Origin of the sequence: Halomonas sp. DP5Y7-2, assembly GCF_019802025.1 — a bacterium.
Classification (GTDB): Bacteria; Pseudomonadota; Gammaproteobacteria; order Pseudomonadales; family Halomonadaceae; genus Halomonas; species Halomonas litopenaei_A.
The window spans coordinates 538698-557087 of record NZ_JAHVHY010000001.1 but is presented as its reverse complement, the minus strand read 5'-3'; the positions used below and the strand labels follow the sequence as shown (position 1 = coordinate 557087).

The window sequence follows — 18390 nt, the reverse complement described above, 5'->3', positions numbered from 1 at the left end:
CAGCTAGCACGGTCGTGCGTACTTGATGGTTATTGTCTGCACTACAATCTGCGTGCTATCGGTCCTGCTGTCCACCAGTTGGTTTGCTGGTCTGACCAGTTGTTGTAGCGCTGGCGCTTCTCTTCCGTCCATGATCAGATCGGCAAATGACTGACCGGCGGACGACACATGTGACAGAGGTGAGGGGCTACGCGGATATGTGGGACCGGGACGAGCGACTCGCGCCGAGCAACACCTCAGCGGCGATCGCCGCAAAACTTGAGACGCTGATTCTGGATGGTGTCTTTCGGCCAGGGCAGTTGTTGCCCTCTGAACGCCGCCTGTGCGAGCGGCTGGGGGTTGGGCGCTCGTCGTTGCGCGAGGCGCTGGGCACGCTGCGCAGCAAGGGCGTGATCGTGACCCGGCAGGGAAGGGGGTCCGAGGTCGCCCCGCTGGTGGAAGCCCCCCATGCCAGCCCCTTGATGCACCTGTTTCGCGAGCACCCCAGAACCCTGTATGACCTGCTTGAAGTGCGCGCCTTGCTGGAAGGGGAGTCGGCCAGTCTGGCCGCAAGTCGCGGGACCGCCTCGGACAGGGTGTTGATCACCCGGCGCTACCGGGAGATGGCGGACTACGTGAGCGGGACACAGGACATTGAAGTCGAGCGTCTGGCGCGCCTCGATCACGCCTTCCATCTGGCGATCTGTCAGGCGTCGCACAACCCAGTGCTGGCGCACACGCTGCAAAGCCTGACCGACCTGCTGCTGAGTTCAGTGTTTGCCTCGGTGAAGCACCTCTATCATCGGCCGGATGCACGAGACATGATCAATCGCCAGCACGCCCGTCTGCACCGGGCGGTGGTGGAAGGCAAGCCGCAGCTGGCGCGCCGAGTGGCGCTGGAGCATCTGTCTACCATCGGTGACATGCTGCGGGAGATCGAGGCAGAGGATCAGCGCCTGGAGCGCTCGGCCATGCGGCTGGAAGAGTGGTAAGGGAAACGCTGCATAAACTACTGCGCTCGACATCTCGGCTGCTGGCGGTGCTCAAGATCCTCATTTAACCGCATGCAAAGGAAACACTGCATAAATGCCTACGCCGCCGATTCGCTGCGTTACGCGCTGCTCGAACTCCTCACCTATACCCCATAGGCTCCGGGTTCTGCGCTGCGGGCGCCTGGCGCCTCATGCCGCTCGGCTGATTTATTCAGCGCTTCCTAAACTCCGGTCTTTGCGCTCCGGCAGCTACCGACCTGTCATCGCTCGAAACATTTATTCAGCGTTTCCTAAGTGCCGAGACGACGGCAGACACCTTTCCACGCCGTCCCGGAACCCCTATTCTTCGTCGATGATGCCGCTGACGGTTGCCACTTCCAGCTTGTGGCCCAGGTGGGCCCTGAGGATGTCGCCCAGGCGCTTGCCATCCCGTGCATCGATGGCTTCCAGCATGGCCTCGTGGTCGGCGACTGCCTTGGCCCAGTTGGCTTGTCCCATTTCGACGCTATAACGAATGCGTTTTACCCGCTGGCTCAAGTTGTTGTACATCTCGATAAGCACATCATTGTTCGATGCGGCCAGGATGCGCTCATGAATCTGCTGGTTGACCTCGAAGTAGGGGGCTAGCTCCCCGTTGCGGTAGTGATTCAACATGCGTTGATGCAGCGCGCGAATCTGCTCGACATCCTCATCACTGAGATGTTGGCAGGCCAGTTCGCCGGACAGTCCTTCAAGGGCACCCATGACGTCGTAGGTGTTCTTGACCCCCTGGCGAGTCAGCCTGACGACTCGTGAACCGCGATTGGGCAGGTTCTCGACCAACCCCTCCGACGTCAACACCTTGAGCGCTTCGCGCAGCGGGGTGCGTGATACGCCAAAACTCTCGCACAGCTCCTTTTCGGCAATCTTCTCGCCGGGAAGCAGACTGCCTTGCTCGATCAGGTCGCGTACCCGGTCGGCGACTTCCAGGTAGAGGCTGCGCGGCTGAATCTTTTCCATGTCTCGAGTCCCTGGATCAAAAGGTCGGTGAAGGGTGTCAGCAGGCGATAGCCGGTGGCGTGTGCTGGATGTCATGCAGGATACCGCAGTTGACGGCCACCGTTTTCGGTATTATGAATTCATTATTCAAAGAAAGCGAGTGCGACAGGTGCTGGCAGAGGTTCCATACAACACATGATGTGATGGAGGGATGATGGCTGGGAACGTATTTCTTGCACAGGTTCAGATTCCACGGCAGTTGGCGCGAGGCATTCTTGATGCAGCATTCGAACATGCCCGACAACAGCAAATGCCTCCGCTGACGGCGGTGGTGCTGGATGGCGGCGGCCAGCTGGTGGTCGGTGAGCGTGAAGACGGCTGTAGTCCGCTACGCTGGGCGGTGGCCAATGGCAAGGCCTATGCCGCCCTCGGGGTCGGCGTAGCCAGCGGTGTCACCGGAGAGCGTAACGCTCAACGGCCTGCCTTTCTCGCGTCCGTGGCGGATGCGGCACAGGGGCGCTTCGTGCCCGTGGCTGGCGGCGTACTGATACTCGATGAAGATCAGCGCATTGTCGGTGCCGTGGGCGTCAGCGGTGCATCGTCCGCTGAGGATCAGGCGGCGGCGATAGCGGGGATTCGCGCGCAAGGCTGGCTGGCAGGCCTGCAACCAGGAGACGACTCGGCATCCTGAGCGGGCTCGTCCCGGACAACCTGTCACAGTGGAATCACGGTGAAAGAGCCGCCTTCTGTGGAAGAAGCGCGCCCCTTTCCCGTGTTCCCGTCGATTCTTGGGTTCATCTTCCTTTTCTCTCTGTATCTGTCTTTTTTCCTGTTCCCCACTCTGCTTTTTGCTTCCCGTCTTATCCGCTTGTTTTTTCTCCGCTTGTCTTGCCGGCCTCTTCGGCTTGTCTCTTCGGCATCTTCCGCTTGGCGGCCGGCGCCATGGCATCCTTGGTCGAGCGCTTTTAATTTATAAGTAATTGATATTAATTCTATTTTTCTTGATAAAGCCGAGTTAGGCAAAGACAAAAGTATAATACCTAATTTTGAATTATGTATCCATTCTTCCAGTGGTCCATCGAGAGTTTGCCCCGACTACGCCGGTTGAAGCAGGCGTGACAGGAGCACGCCAGCTCCCGATGCGCCATCCTCCAGGGCGTTATCCCGCGCCCTCCGCCAGACCATGCAGGACAACAACAATTCGGAGTGAGGGTTATGAAACTGCTGAAGACCGTACTGGCCGCTTCCGTGCTGGCGCTAGGCGTCGGCACCGCTCAGGCCGACGAAGTGCAGATCAAGTTTGGCCATGTGGGTGGGCCAGGTTCGCTGTTCGAGAAGACCGCCAACGAATTTGCCCGCCTGGCCAACGAGCGGCTGGAAGGCGAGGCCGAGGTGGTCACCTACGGCTCCAGCCAGCTGGGTTCCGACGAGCAGATGCTCAACAAGTTGAAGCTCGGCACCATCGATCTGTCGCTGCCGTCCTCGATCATGAGCAGCGTGGCGCCGGAATTCTCGCTGTTCGAGATGCCCTACCTGATCGAGGATCGGGAGCACCTCGCCCGCGTCCGCGACGAGGTGCTGCGTGATGTGCTCTACCCCGTGGCCGAAGACAAGCGCTACCGCATCATCGGCATCTGGGAGAACGGCTTCCGTCAGATCACCAACAACGTCCGCCCGATCGTGGTCCCCGAGGATCTCGATGGCATCAAGCTGCGTACCCCTAACGGTGTGTGGCGGGTCGAGATGTTCAAGAGCTACGGCGCATCGCCGGCGCCCATGGCGCTGTCCGAGGCCTTCGTTGCGCTGCAGACCGGCGCCATGGATGGTCAGGAAAACCCGCTGGTACAGATCTATTCCCAGCGCTTCCAAGAGGTTCAGGACTACCTGTCGCTGTCCAATCACGTCTATTCCCCGGCCTATGTGCTGGCCGGTGCCAGCTGGACCCGCCTGCCCGAGCATGTCCGTGAAGTGCTGATCGAGACCGCCGAAGAGGTCGAGGCCTTCGCACTGGAGCAGGGCGCCGCGCTGGACGAAAGCCTGGTCAGCACCATGGAAGAAGAAGGGATGGAGGTGAACGAGGTCGACACCGACGCCTTCGTCGAGGGCTCTCGTGGTATCTACGAGAAGTTCGCCGCCGAGGTGGAAGGGGGTGAGGAACTGTTGTCGCGGGTGGAAGCACTGCGCGAATAACGCCTGTCCACTGCGGCCTTGCCACCCTAGGTGAGGCCGCATCCACCTTCGGAGGGATGCTCTGTGCTTACCACCATTTCCGCGGCCTACCAGAAGCTTCTGGAGGTCATCGTCTTTCTCAATGTGCTGGCGCTGACCCTGGTGGTGACCATCGGGTTCGCGTCACGTCTGTTGGGCTCTCCTTTCAGCTGGTACGACGAGGTCGCCTCCATCGGACTGGCCTGGCTGACCTACTACGGCGCCGCCCTGGCCGCCCTCAAGGGCGCCCACATCGCCTGTCCCAGTGTGATCAACATGGTCTCGCCATCCATTCGCCTGCCTATCGCGCTGCTCGCCGAGGCGATCACCATTGGCTTCTTCGTGCTGCTCGGCGTCACCGGCTTTCAGGTGGTACAGATCCTCGAGGGGTCTACGCTGGTGAGCCTGCCCAGCATCTCGGTGCAGTTTACCCAGTCGGTGATCCCGATCGGTGCCGCCATGTTCATTCTCGCCCAGCTGCTCAGGCTCCCCGACGTTATCCGGGCGGCCAAGGGAGCTGGCTTCGTCGATCACGAGCTCGAAGAGGCCGGTGTGCTGGCCGATGACGTGCGCAGCGATGACCCACCCGCCATGCCTGAAGGTCAGATGCCGAGGAGAACCCCATGATCATCGCGTCCATGTTCTTCGGCCTGATCGGGCTGATACTGATCAACGTGCCGGTGGCCATCGCCCTCGGTCTTGTCGGCGCCCTGGCCACCGTGGCCAGCTATGGCACCCTGGCCTTGCCCAACGTCGGCATGGTGATGTTCGACGGTGCCACCAAGTTCCCGCTGATTGCGATTCCGCTGTTCATCCTGGCCGGCGCCATCATGAATGCCTCCAGCATCTCGCGCCGGTTGATCGATCTGGCGTCTGCCATGGTCGGCTTCATCAAGGGCGGTCTTGCCATGGTGACCATCGGCGCCTCGATCTTCTTTGCCGAGATCTCGGGCTCTGCCGTCGCCGGTGTCTCGGCGATCGGCTCGATCCTGATTCCGGCCATGCGCAAGAAGGGCTACTCCAAGGAGTTCGCCGCGGCCATCTCGTCCTCGGCGGCGAGTCTGGCGATCATCCTGCCGCCCTCGATCCCGATGATTCTCTACGCGGTCATGTCCGGCGAGTCGGTGGTCAAGATGTTTGTCGCCGGTATCTTCCCGGGCCTGCTAGGCGCCCTGGGTCTGGCGGCCATGTGCTACTACCTGGCGCGTCGTCACAACCTGCCGGCGGAGCAGAACTTCCAGGCATCGCGGCTGTGGAAGGCCTTCAAGGGCGCCATCTGGGCGCTGCTGATTCCGGTGATCATCCTCGGCGGCATCTTCGGCGGCATCGTCACCGCGACAGAAGGTGCCGCGCTGGCGGTGGTGGTGGCGATCTTCATCAGTGCGGTGATCTATCGCGAGTTCAGCCTCAAGATCTTCTACAAAGCCTGCCTCGACGCCGGTGTCCAGACGGCGGTGGTGATGCTGCTGGTGGCATCCTCGGCGGTGGTCGGTCTGTATCTCACCGAGACCCAGATTCCTCAGCAGCTGGCCAATTCCATCGCCGAGATGACCGACAACAAGTACGTGGTACTGGCGCTTCTGAACGTCATCTTCCTGGTGCTGGGGATCTTCCTGCACTCGGCGGCGGCGATCATCCTGGTGGTGCCCATCGTGCTGCCGCTGGTCACCGCGGTGGGCATCGATCCGCTGCACTTCGGCCTGATCGTGACGCTGAACCTGGCCATCGGCCAGCAGACGCCTCCGGTAGCCAGCGTGCTGATCGCTTCCTGCTCCATCGCCAAGGCCGACATCTGGGCGACTACCCGCACCAACCTGTGGTTCCTGGCGGTGCTGTTCGTGATCCTGCTGATCAACACCTACGTGCCCGCCGTGGCCCTGGCGCTGGTCAACCTGATCTACGGCGTGTGATCGCGACCACCTAAAGGAGAACAATGACATGAGCGACAACGATCAAGGCCAGGTGCACTACCACAGTGAAGACGGCGTCGCCTGGCTGACCTTCGATCGCACCGCCAGTCGCAACGCCATGACCTGGCAGATGTACGACCAGCTCGAGGCTCACTGCGAGACCATCGAGAACGATCCAGAGCTGGTCGCGGTGGTGATGCGCGGCGCCGGCGGCGAAGCCTTTGTCGCCGGCACCGATATCAAGCAGTTCGCCACCTTCGACAAGGGTGAGGATGCCATCGCCTACGAGCGTCGCATCGACCGAGTGGTCGGGCGGGTGGAGCACCTGCCGCTGCCGACGCTGGCGCTGCTGGAAGGCTTCTGTGTCGGCGGTGGCGCCGCCATCGCCCTGGCCTGTGATTTCCGCCTGGCCACGCCAACGCTCAAGTTCGGCATTCCCATCGCCAGGACCCTGGGCAACTGCCTGTCGATCACCAACGTCTCGCGGCTGGTCGAGCACGCAGGTATCGCCCGGGCCAAGCAGGTCCTGATGGCGGGTGAGCTGGTACGCGCCGAGGAGGCCCTGGCTCTGGGACTGGTTGGCGAGGTCGTCGACGCCGAGGCCATCGAGGCGACGGTGGTCGAGCGCGCGCAGGCGTTCAAGGAGCGCGCTCCCTTGACCGTGCGGGCGGCCAAGGAGGTGATCCAGCGGGTGATCGAGGCGCGCCGCCCGGCCTTCGACGCCAGCGACGACTGGATCGCTACCTGCTACACCAGCCGCGACTTCAAGGCCGCGGTCGACAAGTTCGTCAACAAGACACCCTTCCGCTGGCAGGGTCACTAAGGCCCTGAGGCAAGGAGACTCACAATGCTGCCACTCGATGGGATCAAGGTACTCGACGTCTCGCAGATCATGGCCGGCCCCTACTGCACCATGGTGCTGGGTGACATGGGCGCCGAGGTGATCAAGGTCGAGAAGGCCAACGGCGGCGACGACAGCCGCCAGATGGGCCCCTACGTCGAGGACGAATCGACCTGTTTCGCCCAGATCAACCGTAACAAGAAGAGCATTTCGCTCAACCTGAAAGAAGAAAAGGGCCGCGAGGTGTTCTATCGCCTCGCCAAGGAAGCCGACGTGGTGGTCGAGAACTACCGACCCGGCGTCACCCAGTCCCTGAAGATCGACTACGACAGCCTCAAGGCGATCAACCCGGGACTGATCTATTGCTCGATCTCGGGCTATGGCCAGACCGGCCCGTCACGTCACAAGGGCGGCTTCGACCTGGTGGCCCAGGGCATGAGCGGGCTGATGTCGATGACCGGGGAACCAGGTCGACGTCCGCTCAAGACCGGGGTCGCCGTCTACGATATCGGCGCCGGGTTGACCGCCATCTACTCGATCCTGGCGGCCTATATCCACCGTCAGCGCAGTGGTGAAGGCCAGCACCTGGATATCGCCATTGCCGAGTGTGGCCTGCCCTGGTTCACCTGGGAGGCGGGCGCCTACTTCTCCGAGGGCCGAGTGCCGCAGGCAACCGGCTGGCGACACCGGGTGTCGGCGCCTTATCAAGCCATGCGCGTTCGCGATGGTTACATGATGCTCGGCTGCGCCAACCAGCGGACCTGGGAGCGTTTCTGCGAAGACGTCATCGAGCGCCCCGAGCTGATGGTCGACGAGCGCTTCGCGACCAACCTCGATCGCGGCGCCAACGTCGAGACACTGGAAGCCATCCTCGAGGACATTCTCGGGCAACAGGATCGCGCCTACTGGCTCGAACGCTGTGACGCCGCCGGGGTGCCGGCCGGGCCGATCAACGACTTCGACCAGGCCATGCATGACGAACACTACCTCGCCCGCGAGATGGTGCTGGAAGTCGATCATCCCACCATGGGGCGCATGAAGACCCTGGGCTTTCCCAGCAAGTTCTCGGCGACCCCGTTGGCGATTCGCCAGCCGGCGCCGCTGTTTGCCCAGCACACCGATGAGGTGCTGGGGGAGATCGGGCTGGCAGCAGACGAGATCGACGCGCTGCGCCAGCAAGGCGCCGTGCGCTGACACCGACACCTCCGCGATCGGCCGCTAGTGTCTGGCATGTCGCCGAATCGGTGGGGCGGTGTCGCCATAAAAATTGCATTCATTATTACAAGTTATTCCAAGAGGGGCGCGCTTGCTCTTGGTGCCCTCACAGCTATCCAGGTGTCGCCTAGTGCGACGCCTGGCCAGGAGGCCTTACATGCTGAATCTCGACTATCATCCCAGCGGACGTCACTTCCTCCAGATTCCCGGTCCTTCGCCGGTACCGGATCGCATCCTGCGTGCCATGAGTCTGCCGACCATCGACCATCGTGGTCCCGAATTTGGTGCGCTGGGGCGCGAATTGCTGGGCAAGGTCGGCAAGATCTTCAAGACCGATGGCCCGGTAGTGATCTACCCGGCGTCAGGCACCGGGGCCTGGGAGGCGGCTCTGGCCAACACGCTGTCTCCAGGAGACCCGGTGCTGATGTTCGAGACCGGGCACTTTGCCTCGCTGTGGCAGCGCCTGGCGCGTCGCCTGGGGCTGGAGCCTGAGTTTATCGGTATGCCTGGCGCTGAAGGCTGGCGCCATGGTGTCGATGCCACCATGATCGAGGCACGCCTCAAAGATGACACCGAGCACCGGCTCAAGGCGGTCTGTGTGGTACACAACGAGACCTCTACCGGTGTGACCAGTGATATCGCCGCGGTGCGCCGGGCGATCGATGCCGCCGGCCACCCGGCGCTATTGCTGGTCGATACCATCTCGGGGCTTGCCAGCGCCGACTATCGCCACGATGAGTGGGGGGTCGACGTCACGATCTCCGGCTCCCAGAAGGGACTGATGCTGCCGCCGGGCATCAGCTTCAACGCCATCTCCGACAAGGCCCTGGCCGCCAGTCGCGAATCGCGGCTGCCCAAGAGCTTCTGGGCCTGGGACGAGATCCTTGAAGCCAACCAGGGCGGCTACTGGCCCTATACCCCCAATACCAATCTGCTCTACGGCCTCAACGAGGCCATCGACATGCTGCTGGACGAGGGGCTGGATAACGTTCTGGCCCGTCATCAGCGCTGGGCGGCGGGGGTGCGTGCGGCGGTGAACGCCTGGGGACTCGAGATTCAGTGCCAGGACCCCAAGGTCTACTCGCCGGTGCTGACCGGCGTGGTGATGCCGGAGGGCGTCGACGCCGATGCCGTGCGCAAGCTGATCTACGAGCGCTTCGATCTGTCGCTCGGCACCGGGCTTGGCAAGGCCAAGGGACGCATGTTCCGTATCGGCCATCTGGGTGACTGCAATGACCTGACGCTGATGGCGACCCTGGCCGGCTGCGAGATGGGGCTGAAGCTCTCCGGGGTGAGCCTCGCCGGCAGCGGCGTCGAGGCCGCCATGGCGTACTTCTCCGAGAACCCGGCGCCACACGTGGCCCGCCTGGCTCGCGATTGAACCACCATCCGCCCGCCGGCGTGCGTTGACGCCGGCGGTCCAGCCAGGTTGCTGAGGAGAGGGTAATGAATTCGTTGACGTCTACTGTCACGCCCCGAAACGCTCGCATCCAGCCTCTGCCGAGCTTTGCCGAGCGCCTTGCGCGTGAATTGAAGGGGGAGGTGCTGTTCGACGCCGCCAGTCGCGGTCGTTATTCCACCGACGCCTCGATCTATCAGATCACCCCGGTAGGCGTGGTCATCCCGCGTCATCAGGATGATCTCGCGCTGACCCTCGACATTGCGCGGGATGAGGGGATTCCGGTGCTGGCCCGTGGCGGGGGGACCAGTCAGTGTGGCCAGACCGTGGGCGAGGCCCTGGTGGTCGACGTCAGCCGTCACCTCAACGGTGTGGTGTCCTTCGACAAGGAGGCACGCACCGTCGTGGTGGAGCCGGGAATTGTGCTTGATCATCTCAACGCCTGGCTCAAGCCCCATGGCCTGTGGTTTCCGGTGGATGTTTCCACCAGCGCCCAGTGCACGCTGGGCGGCATGGCGGGCAACAACTCCTGCGGCTCGCGCTCGATTCATTACGGCAACATGGTGCACAACGTCCAGGCGATGGATGTGCTGCTGGCCGATGGCGAAGAAGCGCACTTCGGGCGAGTTGACGAGCTTGTCGCCGGCTCTCGGGCGGCGATGCTGGCAGAGCGCGTCGAGATGATTGCGCGGCGTGAGCGTGAGCGTATTCGCGAGCATTTCCCCAAGGTGCTCAGGCGGGTGGCGGGCTACAACCTGGACCTGTTCGACTGCCAGAACCCGCTGCCGTACGAGGCTGATGGACACGCCAATCTGGCGCACCTGCTGGTGGGCTCCGAGGGCACTCTGGGGGTGACGCGACGGCTGACCCTGAAGCTGTCACCACTGCCGCAGCACAAGGTGCTGAGCGTGGTGAACTTCCCCACCTTCTATCAGGCCATGGACCTGACCCAGCACATCGTGACCCTGTCACCGACGGCGGTGGAGCTGGTGGACCACACCATGATCTCGCTGTCGCTGGAAAACCCGGCATTTCGCCCGGTCATCGAAAAAGCCCTGATCGGCAAGCCAGAAGCCGTGTTGCTGGTGGAGTTCGCCGGTGAGGACCGGGAGCAGCTGCTGAAGAACCTGGCTCGGCTGAATGAGCTGATGGCCGACCTGGGACTGCCGGACTGTGTGGTCGACATGCCGGAGCCCAGCGCCCAGAAAGCACTGTGGGACGTGCGCAAGGCCGGGCTGAACATCATGATGAGCATGAAGGGCGACGGCAAGCCGGTGTCCTTTATCGAAGATTGTGCGGTGCCACTGGAGCATCTGGCGGAGTACACCGACAAGCTCACCGAGGTATTCCATCGCCATGGCACCGAGGGCACCTGGTATGCCCATGCCAGTGTCGGTGCGCTGCATGTCCGTCCCATTCTCGACATGCGTCGTGACGGGGCCGAGAAGATGCGGGCCATCGCCGAGGAGGCATCGGCCCTGGTCAAGGCCTACAAGGGGGCCTACTCCGGGGAACACGGCGACGGCATCTGTCGCGGCGAATGGGTGGCCTGGCAGTTTGGCGAGACACTCAATGACGCCTTTCGTGAGGTCAAGGGACTGTTCGATCCGTCGAACCTGCTTAACCCTGGCAAGATCGTCGATACCCCGAAGATGGACGACTCTCGTCTGTTCCGGTTTCCCCCGGACTACCAGCGCATCGAGGTGACGCCGGTACTCGACTGGTCTCCGTGGAACGTTGAACGGGACCCCATGAACGGCGAGCAGACGGCACCCGGCACTGGAAGCGACCGCACGGGAGGGCTCGCCAGTGCGGTAGAGATGTGCAACAACAACGGCCATTGCCGCAAGTTTGACGCTGGCACCATGTGTCCCAGCTATCGCATCACTCGAGATGAAAAACACCTGACCCGCGGGCGTGCCAATACCCTGCGCCTGGTGCTGTCCGGCCAGCTCGGTCGCGACGGCCTGGCCAGCGATGAGGTCAAGGAAGCGCTCGACCTGTGCGTCTCGTGCAAGGGCTGCAAGCGCGACTGTCCTACCGGTGTCGACATGGCCAGGATCAAGATAGAGGCACGTGCCGCCAGGGTGGCGCAGCACGGGATCGGCCTGCGCGAGCGGTTGATCGGTGACCTGCCCAGACGAGCCCCCATGCTGAAGCGCCTGGCTCCACTGGTGGCCGCCATCGAGCAGGTGCCGTGGGTTGCCAACCCGCTCAAGCGTGCTCTTGGCCTGGCGCAGGAGCGTGCCCTGCCCAGAGTGACGTCGGACTACCTGGGCGGACACACGGCGGACATGGCGGCGGGTGAGGGTGCCACGAGCGGAGAAGTGGTGCTGTTTGTGGATACCTTCAACAACTATATGGAAGCCGACAATGCGGTGGCGGCTCATCGGGTGCTGCAAGCGGCGGGCTATCAGGTGACGCTGGCCAGGGGGCCTGATCGCCGACCGCTGTGCTGTGGTCGGACCTATCTCGCCAGTGGCCAGGTGGAGCGCGCCAAGCAAGAAGCCAGGCGAACCCTGGAGGCGCTGGCGCCTTACGTCGAACGAGGCGTCGCCATCGTCGGGCTCGAACCATCGTGTCTGCTCACGCTACGGGACGAGTTCCTGGGATTTGGCTTTGGTGAGGCGGCCAAGCGTCTGGCAGCCTCCAGCTATCTATTCGAGGAGTTTCTGGTGCGTGAGCAGGATGCCGGGCGCCTGAATCTGGCACTGGGGCCGTTGGCCACGCCGCGTGCGCTACTGCATGGGCACTGTCATCAGAAGGCCTTTGGCGCGCTGACGCCGGTGCAGACGGTGCTGTCATGGATTCCCGGCCTTGAGGTCAACACCATCCAGTCGTCGTGCTGCGGCATGGCCGGTAGCTTTGGCTACGAACGAGAGCATTTCGACGCCTCCATGCAGATGGCAGAGCTATCGCTGCTGCCCGCCGTGCGAGAGGACGAGGAGGCGTTGATCGTGGCTGACGGTACCAGCTGTCGCCACCAGATTCGCGATGGCGCCGCACGGGAGGCTCGCCACGTGGCCGTCGTCCTGGCCGAGGCACTGAGATGAAGCAGCGCGTGGCGGTGATGACAGTGCTCACAGCGCAGCCGGGCTGGCATACTCGAGTACACGAGCAGCCAATGCGGGGATAACGCCATGATCGATCTACGTAGTGATACCGTGACGCAGCCCACCGATGCCATGCGCGATGCCATGGCGATTGCGCCGGTGGGTGATGATGTGTGGGGGGATGACCCCAGCGTCACTGCCTTCGAGTCGGAGGTGGCCGATCGCGCCGGCTTTGCGGCTGCGGCGTTCTTCCCCTCTGGCACCCAGAGCAACCTCACCGCGATGTTGGTGCACTGCGGGCGAGGAGACGAAGTCATTGCCGGGCAGGCTTCGCACATTTACCGCGATGAGGGGGGCGGTGCCGCCGTCCTGGGAGGCATTCAGCCGCAGCCGCTGGCCCAGCAGCCTGATGGTCGTATCGCTCTGGATGACATTGCGGCGGCCATCAAGGGCGATGATATCCATCACGCGCGCACGCGCTTGATTGCCCTGGAAAATACCTTTCAAGGCCGAGTCTTGCCCCAGGACTATGTGGCGGCCGTCACCGGGCTTGCGGCGGACAGAGGTCTTGCTTGTCACCTCGATGGTGCTCGGCTGTTCAATGCCAGCGTTGCCACCGGGAAGTCGTTGGCGGAGCTGTGTTCAGGTTTTGACTCGGTATCCCTGTGCTTTTCGAAGGGCCTTGGCGCTCCGGTAGGGTCACTGCTGCTGGGAGGCGAGCGCTTCATTGACTCGGCTCGGCGTTGGCGCAAGACGCTTGGCGGCGGCATGCGTCAGTCGGGCCTGCTCGCCGCCGCCTGTCGCCATGCCCTGCATCACCATGTGGAGCGGCTGGCTGACGACCATCGCCACGCGCGCCAACTGGCGGAGTGGTTGGCGGCGGTCCCCGGTATCGGCGTTTTCGGACAAGCGACCAACATGGTGTTCATGGATGTGCCGGCCCCCCATTGCGCGGCGCTGGAAGGATATCTGGCCGAGCGAGGCATTCTTGTCGCCGTCAGGCCCCGCACGCGTCTGGTCACGCACCTCGGGATCTCTGAGTCGGACGTGCGCCGTGTGGCGACAGAAATCTCCGGCTACTTTGCCTCGCTCGCCCAGGAGTCGACAACGGAGTAGGCAGAGTTTGGAAACAGCGTCCACTATATAGTCAGGGTGGACGCTCATCGCCACCCATCCACAAGGACAACGACGTCAGGAGCGGGCCATGGCCATCTATCGTCTGGGTAACCATTCCCCTCATATCCATCGCAGCGTGTTCGTCGCCGAAAGTGCCGAGGTCATCGGCCAGGTCAAGCTGCACGAAGACGCCAGCGTGTGGTATCAGGCCGTATTGAGGGGCGATACCGAATCACTCGAGATTCAACAGGGCAGCAATATTCAGGATGGTGCCGTGCTGCATGCGGATCCCGGCTATCCGCTGGTCGTGGGACCAGGCGTGACGGTGGGGCATCAGGCCATGTTGCATGGCTGCACCGTGGGAGAGGGGACGCTGATCGGCATCCAGGCGGTGGTGCTCAATGGCGCGGTGATCGGCAAGAATTGCCTGATCGGTGCGGGTGCCCTGGTCAAGGAAGGCGCCGAAATTCCCGACAACAGTCTGGTTGTAGGTGCACCGGCGAGAGTCATCCGTGAGCTCAATGACAAGGCGATTGCTGCACTGAAGGACAATGCCCAGGGCTATGTCGAGAAAGCCAGGCTGCATCGCACGCGGCTAGCCAGGATTGGCTAGCGCTTGCAGCCAGCGCCTGGACGGCGCCTCCTCAGGCCAGGTTGGCCGAGGAGGCGCCCCTTGGAGACAAACTGTCTGGCCGTGTACCTCCAGGGCAAGTGCCTGCTGCTTTCAGCACGGGCGAAAGCGTGCTGGCCAGCTTCCCGCTGTTTCGCTCAGGAGCGTCGCCTGGCGGGCCGATGGGAGCGCCGGGCCCTTGGTGGTACGGGGATCTTGGTGCGGACCAGCGCGGCATCGGTAGGGCGTGCTGCCTGGGTGATAATGATGGCAGCAATCACGGTGATCAGGGCGAACAGAAAGTAGGACATGATAAGTCTCCTTGTCAGCGTGGTGGACTCGCTGGACGGTTTCGCCCCATCGGCGAGAGTGTCCTGAGTCGTCCCTTGATGCGAGGCTGCGGCGCGGTCTCGCCTTTCTTTATTGGTCGTCATTCCCGGCGACCTTAGTGAAAGCCTTCCTCTATTATCTGTGCGGTGCTATAGAACTGGCACGGCGCTAACTACCTGCCTTGATGTCACTCTAGGTGGCCCTGAGCCTGATCGCCATATCAGCACAGTAGTATTCAAATTGTGCTGAGAGGGGCGCCTGGCTTGGCGCTATGGAGGCATCGCCTCGGGCGATAGGTAGGCAGTGGCGAGCCACCTTGCAGGCCTTCGAGGGTTCGCGGTAGCCCTTGAACGCCTGTGTAACGTCTGTTTTGACCCTTGAGATGAGTCGCCTGGCAGGGCAACCAAAAAGGGCGCCACCGGTGGTGACGCCCTCGTTGCGCGACGTGTAGAGCGTGACGGGATTACCCGGCAAGTCCCATCAATGGGTCACTGATCCCGACCACTTGCATGGCCACGAGTCCGATCAGACCTGCCGCGAGTACATAGTAGATCGTCGGCAGAATGGTCTTGCGAATCGTGATGCCTTCACGGCCCAGCAAGCCCACCGTTGCAGAGGCTGCGACCACGTTGTGGATGGCGATCATGTTACCGGCAGCGGCACCCACAGCCTGCAGCGCGACCATAAGCGCAGTGGAGACACCGAGCTGTTGGGCCACGTTGAACTGGAAGTCGGCCAGCATCAGGTTGGAGACGGTATTGGAGCCGGCAATAAAGGCGCCAAGGGCACCGACGGCCGGTGCGAACAGCGGATAGATGCCGCCCACACCATCAGCCACGGCGGTGGCCATGGCGACGGGCATGGAGGCCAGGTCCGCGCCGTTGACGCCTGAGTTGATAAGAATACGCACCATCGGAATGGTGAATACCAGCACGAAACCTGCTCCCAGCAAGGTGCGGGTGGATTCCCCGAAGGCCGCCTTGAGCTGGCTGCCGTTCATACGATGCAGCAGGGCGGTCAACAGGACCACCATCAACAGGATGCCCCCCGGCAGGTACAGCGGCTGCAGGCTGCCGGAGATGCCAGCTTCGCCCAGAATATCGCTGAAGCCGACGCTGATGGAGGTCAGGGCCTGCTTGAACGGATCTACCGTGCGCGACAGTACCAGCAGCACTGCCAGCAGTACGTAAGGTAGCCAGCCCATGAAGGTGCTCATCGGCGCGCGGCCCACGACATCATCGGCCTTGATGCTGAGCTTGCCGATCCAGTGCTTGGGCCAGCTGTCCGCGTCGGGAAAGTCCCAGCTCTCCTTGGGCATCAGGAAGCCGCGACGGGCGGCAGGCACGACGATGGCCAGGCCTACCATGGCGCCGATCATCGAAGGAAACTCAGGTCCCAGGAAGACACCCGCCAGCGCGTAGGGCACGACGAAGGCAATGCCGGCGAAGATGGCAAAAGGCGCAATGGCCAGGCCCTCCTTCCACGAACGGTTGGCACCGAAGAAGCGCACCATCACGCTGACCATGAACAGTGGCATCACAATGCCCACTACCGCGTGGACCAGCGCCACTTCACCGGCGATCAAACGGAAGTACTCCAGCCAGGTGGCACCGCCATCCTCGAGTGTGGAAGTGATGCCTGCCTTGTCCAGGCCACCGGCCACGCCCACCACGATCGGGGTGCCGACAGCACCGAAGGACACCGGTGTGGACTGGATCATCATGCCGACGACGACCGCGGCAAGTGCCGGGAAGCCCAGGGCGACCATCAGTGGGGCGGCGACCGCTGCTGGAGTGCCAAAACCCGAGGCACCTTCGATAAAGCAGCCAAACAGCCAGGCCACGATGATGGCCTGGACCCTGCGGTCAGGGCTGATGCCGGAAAAACCGTTGCGGATGGCAGCAATGCCACCCGAGTGCTTCAGCGTATTGAGCAACAAGATGGCGCCAAAGATGATCCACAGGATCGCTACGGTCAGGATCAACCCCTGCAGGGTGGAAGCCATGACCCGGGTAAAGGTCATGTCCCAGGCCAGCAGAGCGATCAATGCGGTGACCACAAAGACGATAGGCATGGCGATCTTGGCAGCCATGCGCAGTCCAATCAGCAGAATGCCTGCCAGGACGAGCGGTATGAAGGCGATCAACGCTAGGGAGGTATCGGTCATGGTGTTGGGGTCTCTTGTCGTGTCCTTGTTTGTAATTGCCGTTGTATGACGTGCCGGTCGCATCTCGACCTAAGGTTCGGACAAGGCGGCACGATAAGCTGACTCACGACGTTGATCTAGCTCTGGGATATTGGTCAGACCAAAATGAGAATGCTGAGTTGTTTTTGGATTTACCGAGTTAAGCATTTATTTACAGTAGTTTAGGGGCTTCAGCTCAGCCTGTTCCCGCTGTCGAACGGGCAAGATTGTTAGACTAATGGACAGCAAAATGTCGATATTCCTGCATCGCAAGCGTTGGCGACGGTGGTGGGGGATGGCACTATCAGCGGACACTTTGTTGAAATGGGGTATTTGGCATGGCACTGGTGATGTATGACCTGTGTGGCATCGATGAGGCGCTGCGCTTCTCTCCGTTTTGCTGGCGGGCCAAGCTTGCGGTAGCGCATAAGGGCCTTGAGCTGGAGACGCGCCCCTGGTGTTTCACCGAGAAGGAGGCGCTTGAGTTCTCCCATCACGACAAGGTGCCTGTGATGGTGGACGGCGATAACGTCATCACCGACAGCTTCGAGATCATGCAGTACCTTGATCGTGCCTACCCTGAGGCACCTTCCTTGTTGGGCGACTCGATGGGCCAGGCGCGAGCACGCTTTTTCAAGCATTACAGCGAACGGTCCCTGCAGCTGCCGATTCTGCGCACCATCGTGATGGATCTGATAAATGCGATTCACCCCAAGGATCGCGACTATTTTCGCAGTACCCGGGAAAAGCGCCTGGGCATGACGCTTGAGCAGTTCCATTCGCCGGCGAAGGGCTTGAGCCAGCTGGATTCCGCCCTGGAACCACTGCGGGGCCAGCTCTCTGGCAGCGATTTTGTGGATGGCGATGCTCCGGCTGGCGCCGACTACCTGCTCTTTGCGAATTTCATGTGGGCCCGCACTGTCTCGACTGCGGACCTGGTCTCCAATGCGGATCCGGTTTATGCCTGGCTGGAACGCATGCTAGACGTCAACGATGGCATGGGACGCAAGGCCGTGCGTATCACTGATATCGAGGGCGCATATCGGCCCTGAGCTCTGATGTGAAGAGCTCTGATGTAAAACGCGGCGGACGTAGACCTTGATACGTCTGCTGTTCGCCGCCTATCCCTAGGACCTCACGGTTTCGTTTGTACCGGTTCAGGCTCTTTTTCCCTGCCGTTTTCCCTTCCACTGTGCAAGCCTGTCTTACTCTTCTGTTTTCTTGTGTCTTTTGTTCTGTCTCGGGTGTTTCTCCACCCCCGTAGCTTCACCGCTTTTCATCGCGATAGTAACGGAGCACGCGATGTCGTCTTTTCTTACAAAGTGTACGAATACGAGCCGCCAGCCCTCGGATAACGGATTGTCACCGGTGCGTCACTTTCCTCTTGCTATGGTCAGATGAGGCTGGCACTCGATGTGATGGTGAGTGCCGCTGCCATAGCTGACCGCCTCGGCCCCGAAGGGGGGCGGCTCCCGCGTATATGTCTTATATGATGTTGCGGCGCAGCATGGGGCGTTCTAGTCTTCATGTGGCGAGACTAAATTGTGCTCGTTTGAAGACGCGATATATCACAG

General features: G+C 61.9%; 15 protein-coding genes. 12 read left to right on the top strand and 3 right to left on the bottom strand.

Features of this window, described 5'->3' with window-relative positions; all coding sequences use genetic code 11:
• The first annotated feature begins 197 nt into the window (after nucleotides 1–197).
• On the top strand, nucleotides 198–971 hold the full coding sequence (gene glcC / locus KUW18_RS02325; RefSeq protein ID WP_206939891.1) for a transcriptional regulator GlcC: 774 nt from the start codon (nucleotides 198–200) through the stop codon (nucleotides 969–971).
• Nucleotides 972–1310: 339 nt separating this feature from the next.
• On the opposite strand, the gene KUW18_RS02320 is transcribed toward glcC, so the two are convergent.
• On the bottom strand, nucleotides 1311–1970 hold the full coding sequence (locus tag KUW18_RS02320; protein ID WP_206939889.1) for a GntR family transcriptional regulator: 660 nt from the start codon (nucleotides 1968–1970) through the stop codon (nucleotides 1311–1313).
• Between the two features lie 193 nt (nucleotides 1971–2163).
• Between KUW18_RS02320 and KUW18_RS02315 the strand changes: the two genes are divergently transcribed.
• The 10 genes from KUW18_RS02315 (at nucleotide 2164) to KUW18_RS02270 (ending at nucleotide 14304) form a co-directional block, all read left to right on the top strand.
• Nucleotides 2164–2640, top strand: a complete 477-nt coding sequence (locus tag KUW18_RS02315) for a GlcG/HbpS family heme-binding protein (RefSeq protein WP_222485195.1) — start codon at nucleotides 2164–2166, stop codon at nucleotides 2638–2640.
• 524 nt (nucleotides 2641–3164) lie between these two features.
• Nucleotides 3165–4139, top strand: coding sequence for a TRAP transporter substrate-binding protein (locus KUW18_RS02310; RefSeq protein ID WP_206939885.1), 975 nt, complete (start codon nucleotides 3165–3167; stop codon nucleotides 4137–4139).
• A gap of 63 nt (nucleotides 4140–4202) precedes the next feature.
• On the top strand, nucleotides 4203–4784 hold the full coding sequence (locus KUW18_RS02305; protein WP_206939883.1) for a TRAP transporter small permease: 582 nt from the start codon (nucleotides 4203–4205) through the stop codon (nucleotides 4782–4784).
• Entirely contained in the window at nucleotides 4781–6067 is a 1287-nt protein-coding gene (locus KUW18_RS02300; RefSeq protein WP_206939881.1) for a TRAP transporter large permease, read from the top strand. The genes KUW18_RS02305 and KUW18_RS02300 overlap by 4 nt, the downstream gene beginning before the upstream one ends.
• Before the next feature lie 28 nt (nucleotides 6068–6095).
• A complete protein-coding gene (locus KUW18_RS02295; RefSeq protein ID WP_222560710.1) occupies nucleotides 6096–6890 on the top strand; it encodes an enoyl-CoA hydratase/isomerase family protein in 795 nt (264 codons plus the stop codon).
• Nucleotides 6891–6914: 24 nt separating this feature from the next.
• A complete protein-coding gene (locus tag KUW18_RS02290) occupies nucleotides 6915–8102 on the top strand; it encodes a CaiB/BaiF CoA transferase family protein (RefSeq protein ID WP_206939877.1) in 1188 nt (395 codons plus the stop codon).
• Nucleotides 8103–8280: 178 nt separating this feature from the next.
• A complete protein-coding gene (locus KUW18_RS02285; protein WP_222560709.1) occupies nucleotides 8281–9504 on the top strand; it encodes a pyridoxal-phosphate-dependent aminotransferase family protein in 1224 nt (407 codons plus the stop codon).
• Nucleotides 9505–9569: 65 nt separating this feature from the next.
• Nucleotides 9570–12575 (top strand): FAD-binding and (Fe-S)-binding domain-containing protein, encoded by a 3006-nt coding sequence (locus KUW18_RS02280; protein ID WP_222560708.1) that lies wholly within the window; start codon nucleotides 9570–9572, stop codon nucleotides 12573–12575.
• 87 nt (nucleotides 12576–12662) lie between these two features.
• Nucleotides 12663–13691, top strand: a complete 1029-nt coding sequence (ltaE, locus tag KUW18_RS02275) for a low-specificity L-threonine aldolase (RefSeq protein ID WP_206939871.1) — start codon at nucleotides 12663–12665, stop codon at nucleotides 13689–13691.
• Between the two features lie 88 nt (nucleotides 13692–13779).
• Complete coding sequence (locus tag KUW18_RS02270; RefSeq protein ID WP_206939869.1) at nucleotides 13780–14304, top strand: gamma carbonic anhydrase family protein; 525 nt, start codon at nucleotides 13780–13782, stop codon at nucleotides 14302–14304.
• A 155-nt stretch (nucleotides 14305–14459) separates the two neighbouring features.
• Here the strand turns inward: KUW18_RS02270 and KUW18_RS02265 are convergent, their stop codons facing one another.
• Nucleotides 14460–14612 carry a hypothetical protein gene (locus KUW18_RS02265; RefSeq protein ID WP_206939867.1) on the bottom strand — a complete coding sequence of 51 codons (153 nt, stop codon included), beginning with the start codon at nucleotides 14610–14612 and terminating at the stop codon, nucleotides 14460–14462.
• A gap of 482 nt (nucleotides 14613–15094) precedes the next feature.
• A complete protein-coding gene (locus KUW18_RS02260) occupies nucleotides 15095–16798 on the bottom strand; it encodes an L-lactate permease (RefSeq protein ID WP_222485227.1) in 1704 nt (567 codons plus the stop codon).
• 356 nt (nucleotides 16799–17154) lie between these two features.
• Here KUW18_RS02260 and KUW18_RS02255 point away from each other — a divergent pair, with 356 nt between their 5' ends.
• Complete coding sequence (locus KUW18_RS02255; protein ID WP_222237181.1) at nucleotides 17155–17868, top strand: glutathione S-transferase N-terminal domain-containing protein; 714 nt, start codon at nucleotides 17155–17157, stop codon at nucleotides 17866–17868.
• Nucleotides 17869–18390: the final 522 nt, after the last annotated feature.